The organism is Exiguobacterium sp. UBA3968, from assembly GCF_002385115.1.
GTDB lineage: Bacteria > Bacillota > Bacilli > Exiguobacteriales > Exiguobacteriaceae > Exiguobacterium_A.
The window spans coordinates 266486-281326 of sequence record NZ_DGCW01000004.1 but is presented as its reverse complement, the minus strand read 5'-3'; the positions used below and the strand labels follow the sequence as shown (position 1 = coordinate 281326).

The following is a 14841-nucleotide window of genomic DNA, read 5'->3' as shown; positions in this document are numbered from 1 at the left end:
TCAGTTTTGAGGGCGCGAGCCCGATCGTCTGGTGACGATAGCCAAGTGGTCACACCCGTTCCCATGCCGAACACGGAAGTTAAGCACTTGAACGCCGAAAGTAGTTGGGGGCTTCCCCCTGTGAGGATAGGACGTTGCCAGGCAATTCATTTATTCCGCAATAGCTCAGTGGTAGAGCAACCGGCTGTTAACCGGTAGGTCGTAGGTTCAAATCCTACTTGCGGAGCCAATGGCCCGTTGGTCAAGCGGTTAAGACACCGCCCTTTCACGGCGGTAACACGGGTTCGAATCCCGTACGGGTCACCATTATACTTTTTGTGCCGGTGTAGCTCAGCTGGTAGAGCAACTGACTTGTAATCAGTAGGTCGCGGGTTCGACTCCTGTTGCCGGCACTGTTTTTTCTCAATCGTATAAGTTTCCTAGACAAACTGGGGGGGTAGCGAAGTGGCTAAACGCGGCGGACTGTAAATCCGCTCCCTCGGGTTCGGCGGTTCGAATCCGCCCCCCCCCACCATGTCGAGCCATTAGCTCAGTTGGTAGAGCATCTGACTTTTAATCAGAGGGTCGCAGGTTCGAATCCTGCATGGCTCATTTCTTGCGGAAGTAGTTCAGTGGTAGAATACGACCTTGCCAAGGTCGGGGTCGCGGGTTCGAATCCCGTCTTCCGCTTTTTCTTTCGGGGCCTTAGCTCAGCTGGGAGAGCGCCTGCCTTGCACGCAGGAGGTCAGCGGTTCGATCCCGCTAGGCTCCACCAATTTTATTTAAAGATCTTAAGCGAGTTTCGTTCGTCTTAAGTTTTTTTTATATGAAATGCCAAGCATAACCAGAGTACGTACGCAAGAACACCGTGATTCCCTTCACGGTGTTTTTTTGTATATTCATGCGTTTTTTTGTTGAGTTGAACCACCTATTTGTTACCGCTTACAATACATGTAGAAGTGACTATGACATAGGGGGAATATCGAATGAATATCGCGTATATCAGCGTACCGTACCGTTATGGACAAGGAAAGCCGGGCACTGAACACGGACCTGCTGCTGTCGAAAAAGCCGGTTTGTTAGCGACACTTGAAGCACGGGGACAAGAAGCAGTACGCTACGGGGAAGCGGCTGTTTTATCCGAGGATGCGGTCCGAGAAGAAGATCCGAAGCTAAAGCGTCTTGAAGGCGTCGTCCACACGACGAATGACTTGCATCTGATTGTTCGCGATGCGTTATCAGAGCAACGCTTTCCGTTGTTAGTTGGTGGTGATCACAGCATGGCGATCGGAACGATTGCGGGGTTACGTCAGACTGTACCACGTCTTGGCGTCATCTGGTTCGATGCACACGGTGACTTGAATACACCGGAAACATCACCGTCTGGCAACATCCACGGTATGCCGCTCGCTGTAGCCCTTGGGGAAGGACATCAGCGTTTAACGGAAGTAGGAGGAACAGATGTTAAGCTGCAACCGGAACATCTCGTCTTCATCGGATTACGTGACGTTGATCCAGGCGAACAAGAACTGATTGATCGTCTTGGTATTCGTGTCTACGATATGGAAGCGATCCGAACTCAGGGGATGGACGCGATCATGGAAGAAGCGATTGCCTATTTGAAGGAAACAACGGATGCATTCTATCTTAGTTTCGATATGGACGGTCTTGATCCATCGCTTGTCGTCGGTACAGGAACACGTGTTGCTGATGGCATTTTCTTAGACGATGCGAAGACGGTGTTACAGCATTGTGCGGTAGCAGAAGATTTCATTGCAGCTGAATTCGTTGAAGTGAATCCGTTACTTGAAGAAGGAAACGGAACAGCAGAACTTGCGAATGAACTGATCGGAGATCTACTTTTGGCAATGGAAACACATCGCTTAGTAAAATAATGGATGAAACTTGAACTCTTTTCATCGGGGTTCAAGTTTTTTTTGTTACAATTTAAAAGGAGATGAAACATTTATCGGTCGACTTCGTATAAGAGATTGACCGCATAGAGCGGGGGGTATTCAAAGTGGAAGAAACGACACTACGCTTAATTGAGCGAGTGAAACAGGGAGACCGCGATGCGTTTGCGGCACTTGTTGATCTATATAAGGAAGGTGCCTTTCTTGTGGCTTTCCGGGTCTTGCGCGATCGAATGGAAGCGGAGGATGCGACACAAGAAGCCTTCATCCGTGTATTTACGAAGATTGATTCGTATAATGCACAATGGAAGTTCCGGACTTGGTTGTACCGAATCGTCACGAACGTATCGATTGACCGATTACGGAAAAAGAAACCTGACTATTCTCTTGATGCTGAGATGTCAGGTACTGAAGGACTGACATTGTATTCACAACTCGAAAGCAAGGACACCTTGCCGGAGGACCAAGTGGTCGATAACGAGCAACGAAGTGAAGTCGGGGATGCGATTGCAGCTTTACCAGAAAAATACCGCGTTCCACTCGTCCTGAAATATATAGAGGATCTTTCACTAAAGGAAATCAGTGAAATGATCGAATTACCTGTCGCTACTGTCAAAACTAGAATTCATCGTGGACGGGAAGCGCTGAAGAAGCATTTTGCCAAACGATGAGAAGGAGGAACTCACCATGTCACGAGAGCATGTACATGAACGGATTCAGGATTATTTAGATCAAAACCAACCACCTGAGGAATTCGAGCGATTGGAAGCAGAGTTACGGGAAGCGGACGCGATGGACGAGTTCGAAGAGTATCGACTCCTTGATGCTCGACTGCGTCAACTTCCAGCGCCCAAATTATCGGCAGATTTTACATCCCGCGTGCTGGCACAATTGCCCGACCAGGTGGATACGCCGAGCGCTGCTTTACTGCACCAACCGCAACCGTCCCGTTTTGGAGGGAAGATGAAGCAATACCCATTGCTCGCGGCGGCGGCTGTTTTCTTACTTTTGTCGGTCGGTAGCCTTGGTGGTTATATGGCACAGGAAGAACATGACTTATCTTATACAAATGCACCAGGCATCGTCGCTCAAAATGGTGAGGTCGTCGTGCCAAAAGGCGTCACGGTCGATCAAGATCTCTATGTCGAAGGCGGGAACGTCCGAATCGAAGGGAAAGTTAATGGCGACGTCATGACCGTTGACGGGAAAGCTTACACGGCGAGTGCCGGTAGCGTGACCGGAGAAATCAAGGAAATTGATCAATTATTCGAACGCGTTTGGTACGGAATCAAACGTCTATTTCAATAATCAGATGGGACGAGTCGAACTCGTCCCTTTGTGCTATAATGGAAACTGTTTAAATCAGATGAGTTAGGGGGCACGGTTGGTGAATTACTTCAGCTGGCAACCACTTCAATTTCAATTGTTGAAACTGGGAGAAAACGTACATTGGTACGATTATATTAATGATGTGATTGATATCGCGGTTGTGACGTTCGTTATTTACCGTCTCATGATCATCGTCAAAGGAACAAAAGCGGTCCAGCTCATTAAAGGGATTTCGGTCATTTTGATCAGTTGGTTCCTGAGTGGCTTTTTTGGACTCAAAACACTGCAATTCTTACTCAATCAAATTATCACCTATGGGTTACTGGGGATCATCATCATCTTCCAACCCGAACTCCGGCGTGGACTGGAACACTTAGGACGAACGAGTAAATTCTTCTCACGTAGTGCGATCAGTGATGAAGATGAACAAGTTCGAATCGTCGATGCGCTCGTATCGTCTGCCCAGTACATGTCAAAACGCCGTATTGGAGCACTCGTGACGATTGAACGTGAGACAGGACTGAGTGAATACGTAGAGACGGGCATTCCGCTTGGTTCACAAATCACGAGTCAGTTGCTGATCAACTTATTCATTCCGAATACACCATTACATGATGGCGCCGTCATCGTCCAGCAAGGCAAGTTAGCAGCTGCCGCTTGTTACTTACCGTTGTCAGAAAGTGCACATATCTCAAAAGAGCTTGGAACACGTCACCGCGCTGCAATCGGTGTCAGTGAAGTAACGGATAGTGTTACGCTCGTCGTCTCGGAAGAAACGGGTGGTGTCTCACTCGCCATCAATGGACGTCTGTACCGGGAACTCGATGAAGAATCCTTACGGACGAAGTTGCTTGAGACGATCGTTAAGGTCGAACAGACGAATACTTCCTTCTTGAACTGGATGGGGGCGAAAAAATAATGTTCGAAAAATGGTTCAATGAACGATGGTTTTTACGCATTGTTGCGGTCGTCTTAGCCGTCATGTTGTATTTGATGGTGGCAGGTTCGAATACGACAGGAAAGAGTGACGCCGCTAGTCTGTTGCCGATCGCAGGTCAAGGTTCGACGAAATTTGACGTGCCGGTCACGGTCCAGTATGATGAATCGCAGTGGGTCGCCTATAATATTCCAAATACGATGGAGGTAACCGTTAAAGGTCCATCGAGTAGCTTGACGATGCTTCGGCTTGTTCAGGATTTTGGGTTATCGATCGATTTAAAAGGACTTGACCCTGGCTATCATCGTGTCCGTGTCACAGCAACTGGCTTCGGAAAAGATGTCGAGGTGACGCCAAAGCAGGAGACGATTGAAGTCTTCCTCGATAAGAAGATTACAAAGGAAGTACCGGTACAAGTCGCCTTACTCAATAAAAACAAAATCGCTGAAGGATATGTCGCTGGGGAAGCGCAACCGAATCAACAAACCGTTGAAGTTACGGGAGGCGCAGAGAAGTTACAGGCGATTTCAGCGATCCAAGTACCGATCGATGTAACTGGTCGGGCAGAGACGTTTAAAGAGACGTTCAATGCCAAAGCGACCGATGCGAACGGGAATACGATCAATGCATCTTATCAACCGGAACAACTAGAAATCACAGTACCGATCTATAAGGAAAGTAAGACGGTACCGATCAATGTGCAGACAAAAGATGACGTCAAAAAAGGATATACCGTCGTCAAGATCGTTCCCGTTACGACGGAAGCTCGTCTATATGGAACAAAAGAAGAGTTAGAGCGTATCGGTTCCGTTGATACGGAAGCGGTCTCGCTCAAAGGATTGACGAAGACGACAGAAAAAACCGTCAAACTTGTTGAACCGGAAAATGCGACAGCGATGGATCCGACACAGGTCACCGTCAATATCGTTGTCGAAAAGGAAAATGCGAAGTCGACGACAGAAACCGTCGAGGATCGAGCGGAGAAAACGATTCCCGGTGTGACGGTCACGTTAAATGGGTTTGATGAATCGAAGTATACGATTGATTACAACCAAACGATTGATGTCGTTGTCCGTGGGAAAGAATCTGATTTAGCATCGATCGATGCGACGGATATCAAAGCGGTCATCGATGTGACGGGACTAAAAGAAGGAACGCACGGATTGCCGATTTCGTATCAGACGTCAAAAGCCTTTGATGTCCTGCGTCCGGATAATATGGATGTCACGCTAAAAGCTGTTCCGCGGACATCCGTTCCGACCAATTAAAACAAATTAGTGAAATGAGGAAATAACACATGGGTAAGTATTTTGGAACTGACGGCGTACGCGGCGTCGCAAACGTAGAATTGACACCGGAACTAGCATATCGCCTCGGTCGAACAGGTGGTTACGTGTTGACGAAACACGAAAGCACACGACCAAAAGTCTTGATTGGACGCGATACACGTGTTTCTGGTCAAATGCTTGAGAACGCACTCATCGCTGGTCTTTTATCAATCGGTGCAGAAGTCATGCGTCTTGGTGTCATCTCGACACCGGGTGTCGCGTATCTGACAAAAACGATGGATGCCACAGCGGGAGTCATGATTTCTGCATCGCACAATCCAGTTGAAGATAACGGAATCAAGTTCTTCGGTTCAGATGGCTTCAAGCTCGATGACGCAACTGAGCTTGAAATCGAAGCATTGCTCGATGAAGCAGAAGATACATTACCACGTCCAGCTGGAAAAGAACTCGGTTTCGTTCACGATTACTACGAAGGTGCACAAAAATATCTTCATATGCTTCGCCAGACATCGGATGAAGATTTCTCAGGCATCCATGTCGCGATCGACGGCGCACACGGTGCGACGTCAAGCCTCGCACCACGTCTATTCGGTGACTTGGAAGCAGAAGTATCGACGATCGGTACAACTCCGAACGGACTCAACATCAATGATGGTGTCGGTTCGACACACCCAGAACATCTCGCTGCCTTCGTTAAGGAAAAAGGCGCAGATGTTGGTTTATCGTTTGATGGAGACGGCGACCGCTTGATTGCAGTCGATGAGAACGGTGATATCGTCGATGGCGATAAAATCATGTTCATTTGCGGAAAATACTTGAATGAACTTGGTCGTCTGAAAGACAACACGATCGTTGCGACGGTCATGAGTAACCTCGGCTTCCATAAAACTGTTGAAGAAAACGGGATGACGGCACTTCAGACAGCGGTCGGTGACCGTTATGTCGTCGAAGAAATGCGTAAGAACGACTACACGCTCGGTGGTGAACAGTCGGGGCATATCATCTTCATGGATTACTCAACGACAGGGGACGGCATGTTGTCAGGCGTCCAGTTGTTGCAAATCATGAAAGCGACAGGGAAAAAGTTATCGGAACTCGCAGCTGAGATGCCGATCTTCCCACAACGTCTCGTTAACATCCGTGTCTCAGACAAAAATGGTGCAATGAGCGGTCCTGCCGTGCAAGCGATCATTGCAGAAGTCGAAGCAGAGATGGCAGGCAACGGACGTATTCTCGTTCGTGCGTCAGGAACAGAACCACTCGTTCGTGTCATGGCGGAAGCTCCGACACAAGAAGCGTGTGATGCGTACGTCGAGCGGATCGCGAACGTCGTTCGTGAGAACTATGCGTTACAAGAAAACTAAGTAGCCCGAAGCAGAGCGATTGCTCTGCTTCTTTTTTTTACAATTATTTTAGAAAAATAGATTGAGATTTTTACAAAAAATAGGGATTATGCGTATTGAATAGAAAAATATCGGGAATAGTTACAAATACGTTACCTTTCTTGCTTTTTCAGATTAAAGTTCGTATGATGGTGAAGTCGGACAGAAACGGGGTCGGACGGAAACAAGAAGCGCCAGGGCTTTCTTCGTAGGATGAAAGCTGACGAGGTGGAGGTTTATCGAATCATTCGGCGGATGCCTCCCGGTACCAGATCCATACCGTAAATCGTTCTGAAATCGTCCAAGTGATTGGACGGACAAACAGACCGATCGGGATCCTCTCAACAAGAGCCGTTTCCTCTTCAGGGAAATACTTGTAAATGGAGAGATGTAACATGTGCGGAATCGTAGGTATGATTGGACAGGTCAACACGAAGGAAATTTTATTAAAAGGTCTCGAGAAGCTCGAGTACCGCGGCTATGACTCGGCAGGTCTTGCGTTCGTCAACGACGGCGTCCAAGTCCATAAAGAAGTAGGCCGGATTGCTGCGCTACGCGAAGTCGTTCCTGCAGATGCAGACGGCACAGTCGGAATCGGACACACACGCTGGGCGACACACGGTGTCCCAAGCGTACCAAACGCGCACCCGCACCAAAGTGCGTCAACACGTTTCACACTCGTGCACAACGGTGTCATCGAGAACGATGAGCAGTTGAAAGCAGAATTGAATGTCGATCTCCTCAGCGACACGGATACAGAAGTCATCGTTCAGATGATCGAAAAGAACTTCAACGAGACAGGTGATGTCGCGGAAGCATTCCGTCAAACACTCCGCGTCTTGCATGGTTCGTATGCCCTCGCATTAATCGATGCTGAAAATCCGGACGTCTTGTACGTCGCGAAAAACAAATCACCACTTCTCGTTGGTCTCGGTGACGGGACGTTCAACGTCGTCGCGTCAGACGCAATGGCAATGTTACAAGTAACGGATCAATTCATCGAGTTGCATGACGGTGAGATGATCATCTTGACGCGTGATAGCGTCACGATCCAAGATCTCGACGGGAACGTCCAAGAGCGTGAAGCGTACACGGCTGAAATCGATGCATCAGATATCGAAAAAGGAACGTACGCACACTACATGCTCAAAGAGATGGATGAGCAACCAGCTGTCATCCGGAACATCGTTCAACAATATCAAAATGAAGCAGGCGACATCACACTCGACCAATCGGTCCGTGATCTCGTACTCGGTCGTGACCGTGTCTACATCATCGGTTGCGGAACAAGCTATCATGCTGGTTTGATTGGGAAACAGTTGATTGAACAAATCGCAGGCATCCCGACAGAAGTGCACATCTCTTCTGAGTTCGGATACAACATGCCATTATTGACAGAGAAACCACTCTTCCTCTTCCTTTCACAATCAGGTGAAACAGCGGATAGCCGTGCGGTTCTCGTTGAAGCGAAGAAACTTGGTCACCCGGCACTGACGATCACGAACGTTCCAGGATCAACATTGTCACGTGAGGCGAACGCAACATTATTGCTCCACGCGGGTCCAGAAATCGCCGTTGCTTCAACAAAAGCGTATACAGCTCAAATCGCTGTCCTCGCTGTTCTTGCGTTTGACCTCGCTCAAGCGAAAGGGGTTGCTGTCAACTTCGATCTCATGAAGGAACTCGGTAAAATCTCAAGTGCGATGGAATCGGTCATGTCTCAAAAAGATCGTTTCCAAGAAATCGCGACAGAGTACTTGTCTGAATCACGTAACGCGTTCTTCATCGGTCGCGGACAAGATGCATACGTCGGGATGGAAGGTGCATTGAAACTCAAAGAGATCTCGTATATTCAAGCAGAAGGATATGCGGGTGGTGAGCTCAAGCACGGTCCGATCGCTTTGATCGAAGATAACACACCGGTCATCGCACTCGTGACACAACCACACGTTCACCTCAACAACCGTGGGAACGTCAAGGAAGTCGTCGCGCGTGGTGCAAACGCGTGTGTCATCGCAGCAGAAGGTCTTGAATTGCCGACGGATGCCTTCGTCATCCCAGCAGTCGAGCCACTCTTGTCACCGCTCTTGTCTGTCTTGCCACTTCAATTGATTTCATACTACGCGGCACTCGGTCGCGACTGTGACGTCGATAAGCCACGTAACTTGGCGAAGTCAGTAACGGTTGAATAAGAAAATAAATCGACTCCAAACGATAGGCGCGAAAGTGTCTGCCGTTTGGAGTTTTTTATATAGGAGGACAACAAGATGAATCGCTGGATCGCCGCATTTCCTAAACGATATGAACAGGACGTCCGAATCGTCCAAGCGTGTCTACCGTTTGCTTGGACGCGTTTATCACCCGGGGCGATCGAAGTAAATACAGAGCACGAACAGATACAGATTCCGACTCGCTTATATGTACCAGAGGTTGACTCGGAGCGGATTAAACAACTGACGTCGACTCAACAAACGATGTTATTTTGCCTTTACACCCGTCACCATGATGGTCACATCCGTGAACGTTATCTCCGTCAGTTACTCAAAACAAATCAAAAAGATGAATGGATACTCATCTATATTCTTGAACTTGCTAGTGAATACGTCTGTGAAATCGTTGATATCATCGTACCCGTGATCGAGCAATGGGATCCGGAAGTGAAGCGGCGATTCGTCGAGGATGATCCGGCATACATGAAGCGAATCGAAGACCGGATGATCAGTTACTGGAATGCTTATTATCGGTCAAGTGGCGAACGACGATCTGAAGCGGACTACCCAGGCTTTCAGATTATAAAATCGTTACGGGAGAATACTTCGGTAGAGGAAGTTTAAAGAGATAAAAAGGAGGTGCGCCCATGATCACGAAATCAAAGGATCTGTACTTAGAAGGACCCGGACCTGCTGTTTTGCTGTTACATAGTTTTACTGGTAGTGCGAATGAGATGCGGGGGCTCGCTCGCTTTTTACATGTAGCCGGGTATACCTGTTACGCGCCCAATTACGCCGGGTACGGGGAATCGCCGGAGCGCTTGTTTGAGACGACGATCGAAGACGTCTGGCAGTCCGCGCAAGTCGGACTTGCGTTTTTACAAGATCGAGGACACAAAGACATCTTTTTGATTGGACAATCACTCGGTGGAGTGATGGCACTTCGACTGGCAGAACAGTCAGGATGTGCCGGACTCATCTTACTCTCGACGCCGATTCTTGAGCGGACGATTGCCGGACTTGAGCACCGCGTTCGTCGCTATACGGAACGATATTTTCAATTTGACGATCGTTCGCCGGAGTGGATCGCAGATTTTGTCGACCGTCATTTTCCACGACCGGAAAAAGATTTACGGGCACTGCAACAGTTCATTCTCGACACAGGAGTCGTCTTGCCGAAGATCACACAGCCCATCGCTCTATTCCTTGGCGCCTTAGATGATGCGGTCTATCATGCCAGTCTCGAGCGAATCGAAACGACGGTGTCGAGCCGAGATCAGAAAAAGGCTTTTCTTCCGAACAGTAAACATTTACTGACGCTCGATCGGGACAAACAGCGTCTGTTCGAAGAAATCCTCGTCTTCTTGAAGACGCATCCGGTAGATTCCTTGAAACCATCATCTGCTGTGCAGTAGGCTAGATAGGTAAGCGATACGTGAAAGGGGAAGGGATCATGCGAATTTTAGTAGTAGGAGCAAGCGGAACGATTGGACAGGCAGTCGTCGAACGGCTGAGTGAGCGGCATGACATCATTCGTGCCGGACGAAGCGGAGCGGATGTGCAAGTCGATATTACGTCAGAAGCAAGTATCCGAGCGATGTATGAAACAGTCGGTTCTGTTGATGCTGTTATCAGTGCCACAGGTGGCGCTCATTTTGGTCCATTGACGGACTTAACACCGGAGCTTAATCAAATCGGAATCGACAGTAAACTAAAAGGTCAGGTTAATCTGGTCCTACTTGGTTTACAGTCAGTACGAGACGGAGGAAGCTTTACGCTGACGACCGGCATCATGATGGACGATCCGATTCGCCAAGGCGCATCCGCAGCGCTTGCGAACGGTGGGGTCAAAGCGTTCGTTCATGCAGCGGCGATCGAGATGCCACGAGGCATTCGAATCAACAGTGTCAGTCCGAACGTACTGATTGAGTCGCTCGAGAAGTACGGACCCTTCTTCCGTGGTTTTGAAGCCGTCCCGGCGTCACGTGTCGCGACCGCGTTCGAAAAGAGTGTCGAAGGGGCGCAGACGGGACAAAATTACGAAGTCTATTAAATAAAAAAGCAGGTAGCGAAAAATCGCTACCTGCTTTTTTACAGACCGGATAGGATATAACGTTCGATCCCGAATAGTAATAGAGTGATCCCGAGACAAATGAGTAAGTTGCGGACGAACCAGCGACCTGTCATCGTCCGGTTCATGATCAGTTTCTCCAGTGTCAGATTGACGAGAAGCACACATAAGAAGATGACGCCAAACCAAATCATCCAGACACATCCTTTCTTTCTTCTTAACGAATCCAATAGCTAAAAAGTTTCGCGCCCGTCAGGAGCAGGAAATCATTCAGATGAGCGGGAAGGAAACAAGCAGTCGATTTTACAAGGAGGAACATGACGATGAAACAAGCGGTCCTAGTGATTGATTTTCAACAGGAACTCGTCGACGGAAACACGGAAGAACGTCCGGTATACTTAAAGGAACAAGTTGCGCACGTCATCGAAGCGGTCGTACTCGAAGCAGACGAACGGAACATCCCGGTCGTCTTTATTCGGGATCTCGACGTCGCTGGCGGAACAGGACCTGGTTTTGCAGTCCATGACTCGATTCCCGTTCCAGCTTCCAGTGTCACGTTCGATAAAGCGGCGACGAATTCGTTTCATGGCACCCCCTTGCTTGATTATCTACGCCAAGCATCGATTGAACATCTGATCGTCTTAGGCTGTAAGACGGAACACTGCATCGATACTGCGGTGCGCAGTGCGACAGTACATGGTTTTGATGTCACACTCGTTGCCGACGGGCATACGACGAACGGGTCCGATGTCCTGACGCCGGAGCAAATGATCGCCCACCACAATCAAGTCTTGCATGGTCATTATAACGTCGAACACTTTGCGATCGTTCGTCCGTCAACGGAAGATGTCTTCACCCCAACCCACAATGACTACCGGACATGAAGAGGAGAATAAGATGATTGAATTACGAAAAATGACAGCGTCCGATTACGATCGCTACGCAATGCTCGTTCAAGACGATCGTGTCATGCGTTACATCACGGAACAGGCATTAACAGACGCAGAAACGAAACAACGCTTTGAGCGAATCCTTGAACAACAGCAGCACGACCGACTCGGATCGTATTTGATTTATGCCGAAGAGACATGGATTGGAATCGGGCACATGACCCGAAGTCAAACGCAACCGTTCGAAGCAGAGCTCGGTTACATGCTACTACCCGATCAGTGGGGACGCGGATACGGCACAGCGATTGCAGAGCGTCTCTTACAGTTAGCGACAGAAGAAGAGCTACAGGTCGTCACGGCAACGATTGATCCAGCGCATGAAGCATCGCGCCGTATTTTGATCGGATTAGGTTTTGAATCGACCTATGTTGGACCGATTGACGGTCTACCAGGTGAAACGCTACAGAAAATAGTGGGGACGACAGAATGACACGAGACGAATGGATTGAACATTTTCAACTCGACGTCGCAGCATGCGCGACTGTCGACGAATCGTATAGTTCTGAAGTCGATCGTCTCGTCCTAACGGATGGTCAGGTCGTCTTCTTGAAGCGCCCGTATACGGCTGAAAAGTGGTACCGGGAACGTGGCTGGATTCATGCACTAGAAGAATTTGTACCCGTGCCGCACATCTTAGCTGAAGCAGCTCCCGGGCAGACGACCGGGGCGTTCGTACTTGCTGCCTTAGCGGGACAGGCACCGATCACGATGAATAAAAAATTGGCGTACGAAATTGGTCGAACGCTCGCAATGCTGCATACGTGTACAGGAGAAGTTTACGGCGAGTATACGGAAGATGGATTTTATGCCTATCCGGTTCAGGACTGGCGACGCTTCCGGAATGAAAAACTCGATGGATTCATGCCGTTCATCACGACCGAACTCGATCCCAGTTTTTTAGAGAACATCCAAACAGAGTTAGTCAGACGAGAACAGTCGTTACCGGAGCCTTCACGTCCCGTTGCCACACATTGTGACTTCCGCCTAGCAAATTTACTGACGGTAGGTGATCAAGTCACAGGGGTGATCGATTTCGAGACGACCCGCTACGGGGCCGTCGAGATGGACTTCACGAAGATCGTCCGTAATCTCAATACGTTCGGTTCCATTTACGTCACGGCATTTCAAGAAGGATACGCAACATTACACCCAGACGTGCCGATTGAGACGTATCTAGCATACTATGGTTTGTGGGAAGCACTCACGGCCGTCGGCTGGTGCATCAAACGTGGACTAGAAGAGCACCGGGTGTTCTTTGAGGAGAACATCATGCTCATCGAGCAGGAACTACAGATGACGAGCATATCGGACGGGTATTGATTCACCCATGTCTTGGAAGAAACCTCTATACTTAGAGAAATGAGGAATATGAGGGGGAAGCGAGATGACAGGGAAACGAATCGGAATCATCGGTGGTGGACTCGCCGGAATCTTTGCGGCACGTCAATTGCAGGCAGCAGGACATGCTGTTGAAATCATCGAAAAAAGCCAGAGCGTCGGGGGGCGAATGGCGACTCGTCGGATTGATGAAGGAACAGCGGATCATGGTGCCGTCTTCTTCACGGTTCGGACGGAAGAGTTAGGACGCGAAGTCGACGACTGGCTTGAGAAAGGGTGGGTTCGTAAATGGTTCGGAACGGATTTTCCACGCTATGTCGCGACGGACGGCATGAATCAACTCGTACAAGCGATTGGTCGAGGGATTCCCGTCCAGTTGAATGAACAGGTCACGCATATTACGGCAATGGAGGACGAACTCGTCACACAAGCGACGGATCATCAAGGTGCGTATGATGCGTTACTTGTGACGGCGCCTGTACCGCAAGCATATGAACTGTTGCAGGCTTCTGATCTGGCGCTCGGAGAGGACGATCATGAGCAGTTACGCCAAGTGACGTTCGAGCCGACATTCGTGGGTCTGTTTGAAATCAAAGAGCGACTGACGATCGGGGAAGTCGGCCTACAAGACGAACAACTCGTCGATGGGATGTTAAAACTCGTCAATAATGCCGAGAAACAGATTTCGAAGACGACACTCCTGAGCGTCTATATGACAGCTCGCTTCAGTGAAGACTGGTACGAGCGCCCAGAAGAAGAGACACTCGCGGAAGTCGAGCGTCTGTTACAACAGCAACTCGGACCAGTGACGATTATCTCCCGCCAGCTCAAGCGTTGGCGTTACGCTCAGGCACGCGCAGTTTACCGGACACCGCATTTGAAACTGTCGTCACATCCACTTTGGCTTGCTGGTGATGCGTTCCTTGAAGCCGATGATGCATCAGGGCGGACGCGCGTCGAGAGTGCTGTCATCTCCGGATTACGCGTCGCAGAGGCGATTGATACCCACTTACGTCAGACGGTGACAGCGACGGAATGAACGACAACATGCACTTCTTTTCTGAATCGAGAAGAAGCGCATGTTTTTTTGTTACTCACGATTATTCCCCCTGGAAGTGTTGCTCACTCCAAGCTGCCATTTGGTCAAGAATCGGTAAAAAACTATGTCCGGCATCCGTTAGAGAATATTCAACACGAGGGGGAACTTCGCCAAAGACGTGCCGTTGAATCAAACCATCTGCTTCGAGCTCACGTAGCTGACGTGTCAAAGTTCCCTTAGAGATACCTGTTAATTGTTGCAGTTCATGAAAACGATGTGTCCCGTGTGTCAGGTGCCACAGCAAGATGATCTTCCATTTGCCAGCGACCATCTGTTGGACCCGAGTGACTGGACAGGCAGTGCGTTGATTGGTCGTTGTATCGAATACAGCCACATTCATCCTC

General features: G+C 49.1%; 16 protein-coding genes, 7 tRNA genes and 1 rRNA gene. 22 read left to right on the top strand and 2 right to left on the bottom strand.

Annotation, left to right across the window (positions count from 1 at the left end):
- The first annotated feature begins 27 nt into the window (after nt 1-27).
- The 18 genes from rrf to B3S86_RS01560 all read left to right on the top strand — a co-directional run bounded on the left by rrf (nt 28) and on the right by B3S86_RS01560 (nt 11092).
- A 5S ribosomal RNA gene (rrf, locus tag B3S86_RS01645) occupies nt 28-143 on the top strand.
- Nucleotides 144-154: 11 nt separating this feature from the next.
- Nucleotides 155-229 (top strand) — tRNA-Asn (locus B3S86_RS01640).
- 2 nt (nt 230-231) lie between these two features.
- A tRNA-Glu gene (locus B3S86_RS01635) sits at nt 232-306 on the top strand.
- A gap of 13 nt (nt 307-319) precedes the next feature.
- Nucleotides 320-392 (top strand) — tRNA-Thr (locus B3S86_RS01630).
- Between the two features lie 38 nt (nt 393-430).
- Nucleotides 431-514: transfer RNA gene (locus B3S86_RS01625), tRNA-Tyr, on the top strand.
- A gap of 4 nt (nt 515-518) precedes the next feature.
- A tRNA-Lys gene (locus B3S86_RS01620) sits at nt 519-591 on the top strand.
- A 6-nt stretch (nt 592-597) separates the two neighbouring features.
- Nucleotides 598-669: transfer RNA gene (locus B3S86_RS01615), tRNA-Gly, on the top strand.
- 9 nt (nt 670-678) lie between these two features.
- Nucleotides 679-754 (top strand) — tRNA-Ala (locus tag B3S86_RS01610).
- A gap of 211 nt (nt 755-965) precedes the next feature.
- Nucleotides 966-1874 carry an arginase gene (gene rocF / locus B3S86_RS01605; protein WP_290748527.1) on the top strand — a complete coding sequence of 303 codons (909 nt, stop codon included), beginning with the start codon at nt 966-968 and terminating at the stop codon, nt 1872-1874.
- A gap of 125 nt (nt 1875-1999) precedes the next feature.
- Nucleotides 2000-2563, top strand: coding sequence for an RNA polymerase sigma factor SigW (sigW, locus tag B3S86_RS01600; RefSeq protein ID WP_056064595.1), 564 nt, complete (start codon nt 2000-2002; stop codon nt 2561-2563).
- A 16-nt stretch (nt 2564-2579) separates the two neighbouring features.
- Entirely contained in the window at nt 2580-3200 is a 621-nt protein-coding gene (locus B3S86_RS01595) for a hypothetical protein (protein WP_056064592.1), read from the top strand.
- 79 nt (nt 3201-3279) lie between these two features.
- Nucleotides 3280-4140 (top strand): diadenylate cyclase CdaA, encoded by an 861-nt coding sequence (gene cdaA / locus B3S86_RS01590; RefSeq protein WP_056064589.1) that lies wholly within the window; start codon nt 3280-3282, stop codon nt 4138-4140.
- Nucleotides 4140-5426: a CdaR family protein gene (locus tag B3S86_RS01585; RefSeq protein ID WP_056064586.1), complete on the top strand. Its 1287-nt coding sequence runs from the start codon at nt 4140-4142 to the stop codon at nt 5424-5426. The genes cdaA and B3S86_RS01585 overlap by 1 nt, the downstream gene beginning before the upstream one ends.
- 29 nt (nt 5427-5455) lie before the next feature.
- Nucleotides 5456-6811, top strand: coding sequence for a phosphoglucosamine mutase (gene glmM / locus B3S86_RS01580; RefSeq protein ID WP_029343107.1), 1356 nt, complete (start codon nt 5456-5458; stop codon nt 6809-6811).
- A 413-nt stretch (nt 6812-7224) separates the two neighbouring features.
- Entirely contained in the window at nt 7225-9021 is a 1797-nt protein-coding gene (glmS, locus tag B3S86_RS01575; protein WP_290748514.1) for a glutamine--fructose-6-phosphate transaminase (isomerizing), read from the top strand.
- 75 nt (nt 9022-9096) lie between these two features.
- On the top strand, nt 9097-9663 hold the full coding sequence (locus tag B3S86_RS01570) for a hypothetical protein (protein WP_290748511.1): 567 nt from the start codon (nt 9097-9099) through the stop codon (nt 9661-9663).
- Between the two features lie 23 nt (nt 9664-9686).
- Nucleotides 9687-10454 (top strand): alpha/beta hydrolase, encoded by a 768-nt coding sequence (locus B3S86_RS01565; RefSeq protein ID WP_290748508.1) that lies wholly within the window; start codon nt 9687-9689, stop codon nt 10452-10454.
- Nucleotides 10455-10492: 38 nt separating this feature from the next.
- Entirely contained in the window at nt 10493-11092 is a 600-nt protein-coding gene (locus B3S86_RS01560) for a short chain dehydrogenase (RefSeq protein ID WP_058713378.1), read from the top strand.
- A gap of 38 nt (nt 11093-11130) precedes the next feature.
- Here B3S86_RS01560 and B3S86_RS01555 read toward each other — a convergent pair whose 3' ends face one another.
- The gene (locus B3S86_RS01555; protein WP_155960197.1) at nt 11131-11304 is read right to left on the bottom strand and encodes a hypothetical protein; all 174 of its coding nucleotides are present in this window, start codon (nt 11302-11304) and stop codon (nt 11131-11133) included.
- Nucleotides 11305-11433: 129 nt separating this feature from the next.
- On the opposite strand from B3S86_RS01555, the gene B3S86_RS01550 reads away from it, so the two are divergent.
- The 4 genes from B3S86_RS01550 (at nt 11434) to B3S86_RS01535 (ending at nt 14437) form a co-directional block, all read left to right on the top strand.
- Entirely contained in the window at nt 11434-11994 is a 561-nt protein-coding gene (locus B3S86_RS01550; protein ID WP_290748500.1) for an isochorismatase family protein, read from the top strand.
- A gap of 13 nt (nt 11995-12007) precedes the next feature.
- Entirely contained in the window at nt 12008-12490 is a 483-nt protein-coding gene (locus tag B3S86_RS01545; RefSeq protein WP_214856328.1) for a GNAT family N-acetyltransferase, read from the top strand.
- Nucleotides 12487-13380, top strand: coding sequence for a phosphotransferase family protein (locus B3S86_RS01540; RefSeq protein WP_290748496.1), 894 nt, complete (start codon nt 12487-12489; stop codon nt 13378-13380). Before B3S86_RS01545 ends, B3S86_RS01540 begins: the two co-directional genes overlap by 4 nt.
- Before the next feature lie 64 nt (nt 13381-13444).
- Complete coding sequence (locus B3S86_RS01535; protein WP_290748493.1) at nt 13445-14437, top strand: NAD(P)/FAD-dependent oxidoreductase; 993 nt, start codon at nt 13445-13447, stop codon at nt 14435-14437.
- Nucleotides 14438-14498: 61 nt separating this feature from the next.
- On the opposite strand, the gene B3S86_RS01530 is transcribed toward B3S86_RS01535, so the two are convergent.
- Nucleotides 14499-14831, bottom strand: coding sequence for a winged helix-turn-helix transcriptional regulator (locus tag B3S86_RS01530; RefSeq protein WP_375092162.1), 333 nt, complete (start codon nt 14829-14831; stop codon nt 14499-14501).
- Nucleotides 14832-14841: the final 10 nt, after the last annotated feature.

Excerpts from the sequence above, each read along its gene's own strand:
- B3S86_RS01540 (WP_290748496.1), top strand. The coding sequence starts at position 12,487 with ATGACACGAGACGAATGGATTGAACATTTTCAACTCGACGTCGCAGCA.
- B3S86_RS01595 (WP_056064592.1), top strand. The coding sequence starts at position 2,580 with ATGTCACGAGAGCATGTACATGAACGGATTCAGGATTATTTAGATCAA.
- glmM (WP_029343107.1), top strand. The coding sequence starts at position 5,456 with ATGGGTAAGTATTTTGGAACTGACGGCGTACGCGGCGTCGCAAACGTA.
- B3S86_RS01550 (WP_290748500.1), top strand. The coding sequence starts at position 11,434 with ATGAAACAAGCGGTCCTAGTGATTGATTTTCAACAGGAACTCGTCGAC.
- B3S86_RS01560 (WP_058713378.1), top strand. The coding sequence starts at position 10,493 with ATGCGAATTTTAGTAGTAGGAGCAAGCGGAACGATTGGACAGGCAGTC.
- B3S86_RS01545 (WP_214856328.1), top strand. The coding sequence starts at position 12,008 with ATGATTGAATTACGAAAAATGACAGCGTCCGATTACGATCGCTACGCA.
- B3S86_RS01585 (WP_056064586.1), top strand. The coding sequence starts at position 4,140 with ATGTTCGAAAAATGGTTCAATGAACGATGGTTTTTACGCATTGTTGCG.
- B3S86_RS01565 (WP_290748508.1), top strand. The coding sequence starts at position 9,687 with ATGATCACGAAATCAAAGGATCTGTACTTAGAAGGACCCGGACCTGCT.
- rocF (WP_290748527.1), top strand. The coding sequence starts at position 966 with ATGAATATCGCGTATATCAGCGTACCGTACCGTTATGGACAAGGAAAG.
- glmS (WP_290748514.1), top strand. The coding sequence starts at position 7,225 with ATGTGCGGAATCGTAGGTATGATTGGACAGGTCAACACGAAGGAAATT.
- B3S86_RS01555 (WP_155960197.1), bottom strand. The coding sequence starts at position 11,304 with ATGATTTGGTTTGGCGTCATCTTCTTATGTGTGCTTCTCGTCAATCTG.
- B3S86_RS01535 (WP_290748493.1), top strand. The coding sequence starts at position 13,445 with ATGACAGGGAAACGAATCGGAATCATCGGTGGTGGACTCGCCGGAATC.
- B3S86_RS01570 (WP_290748511.1), top strand. The coding sequence starts at position 9,097 with ATGAATCGCTGGATCGCCGCATTTCCTAAACGATATGAACAGGACGTC.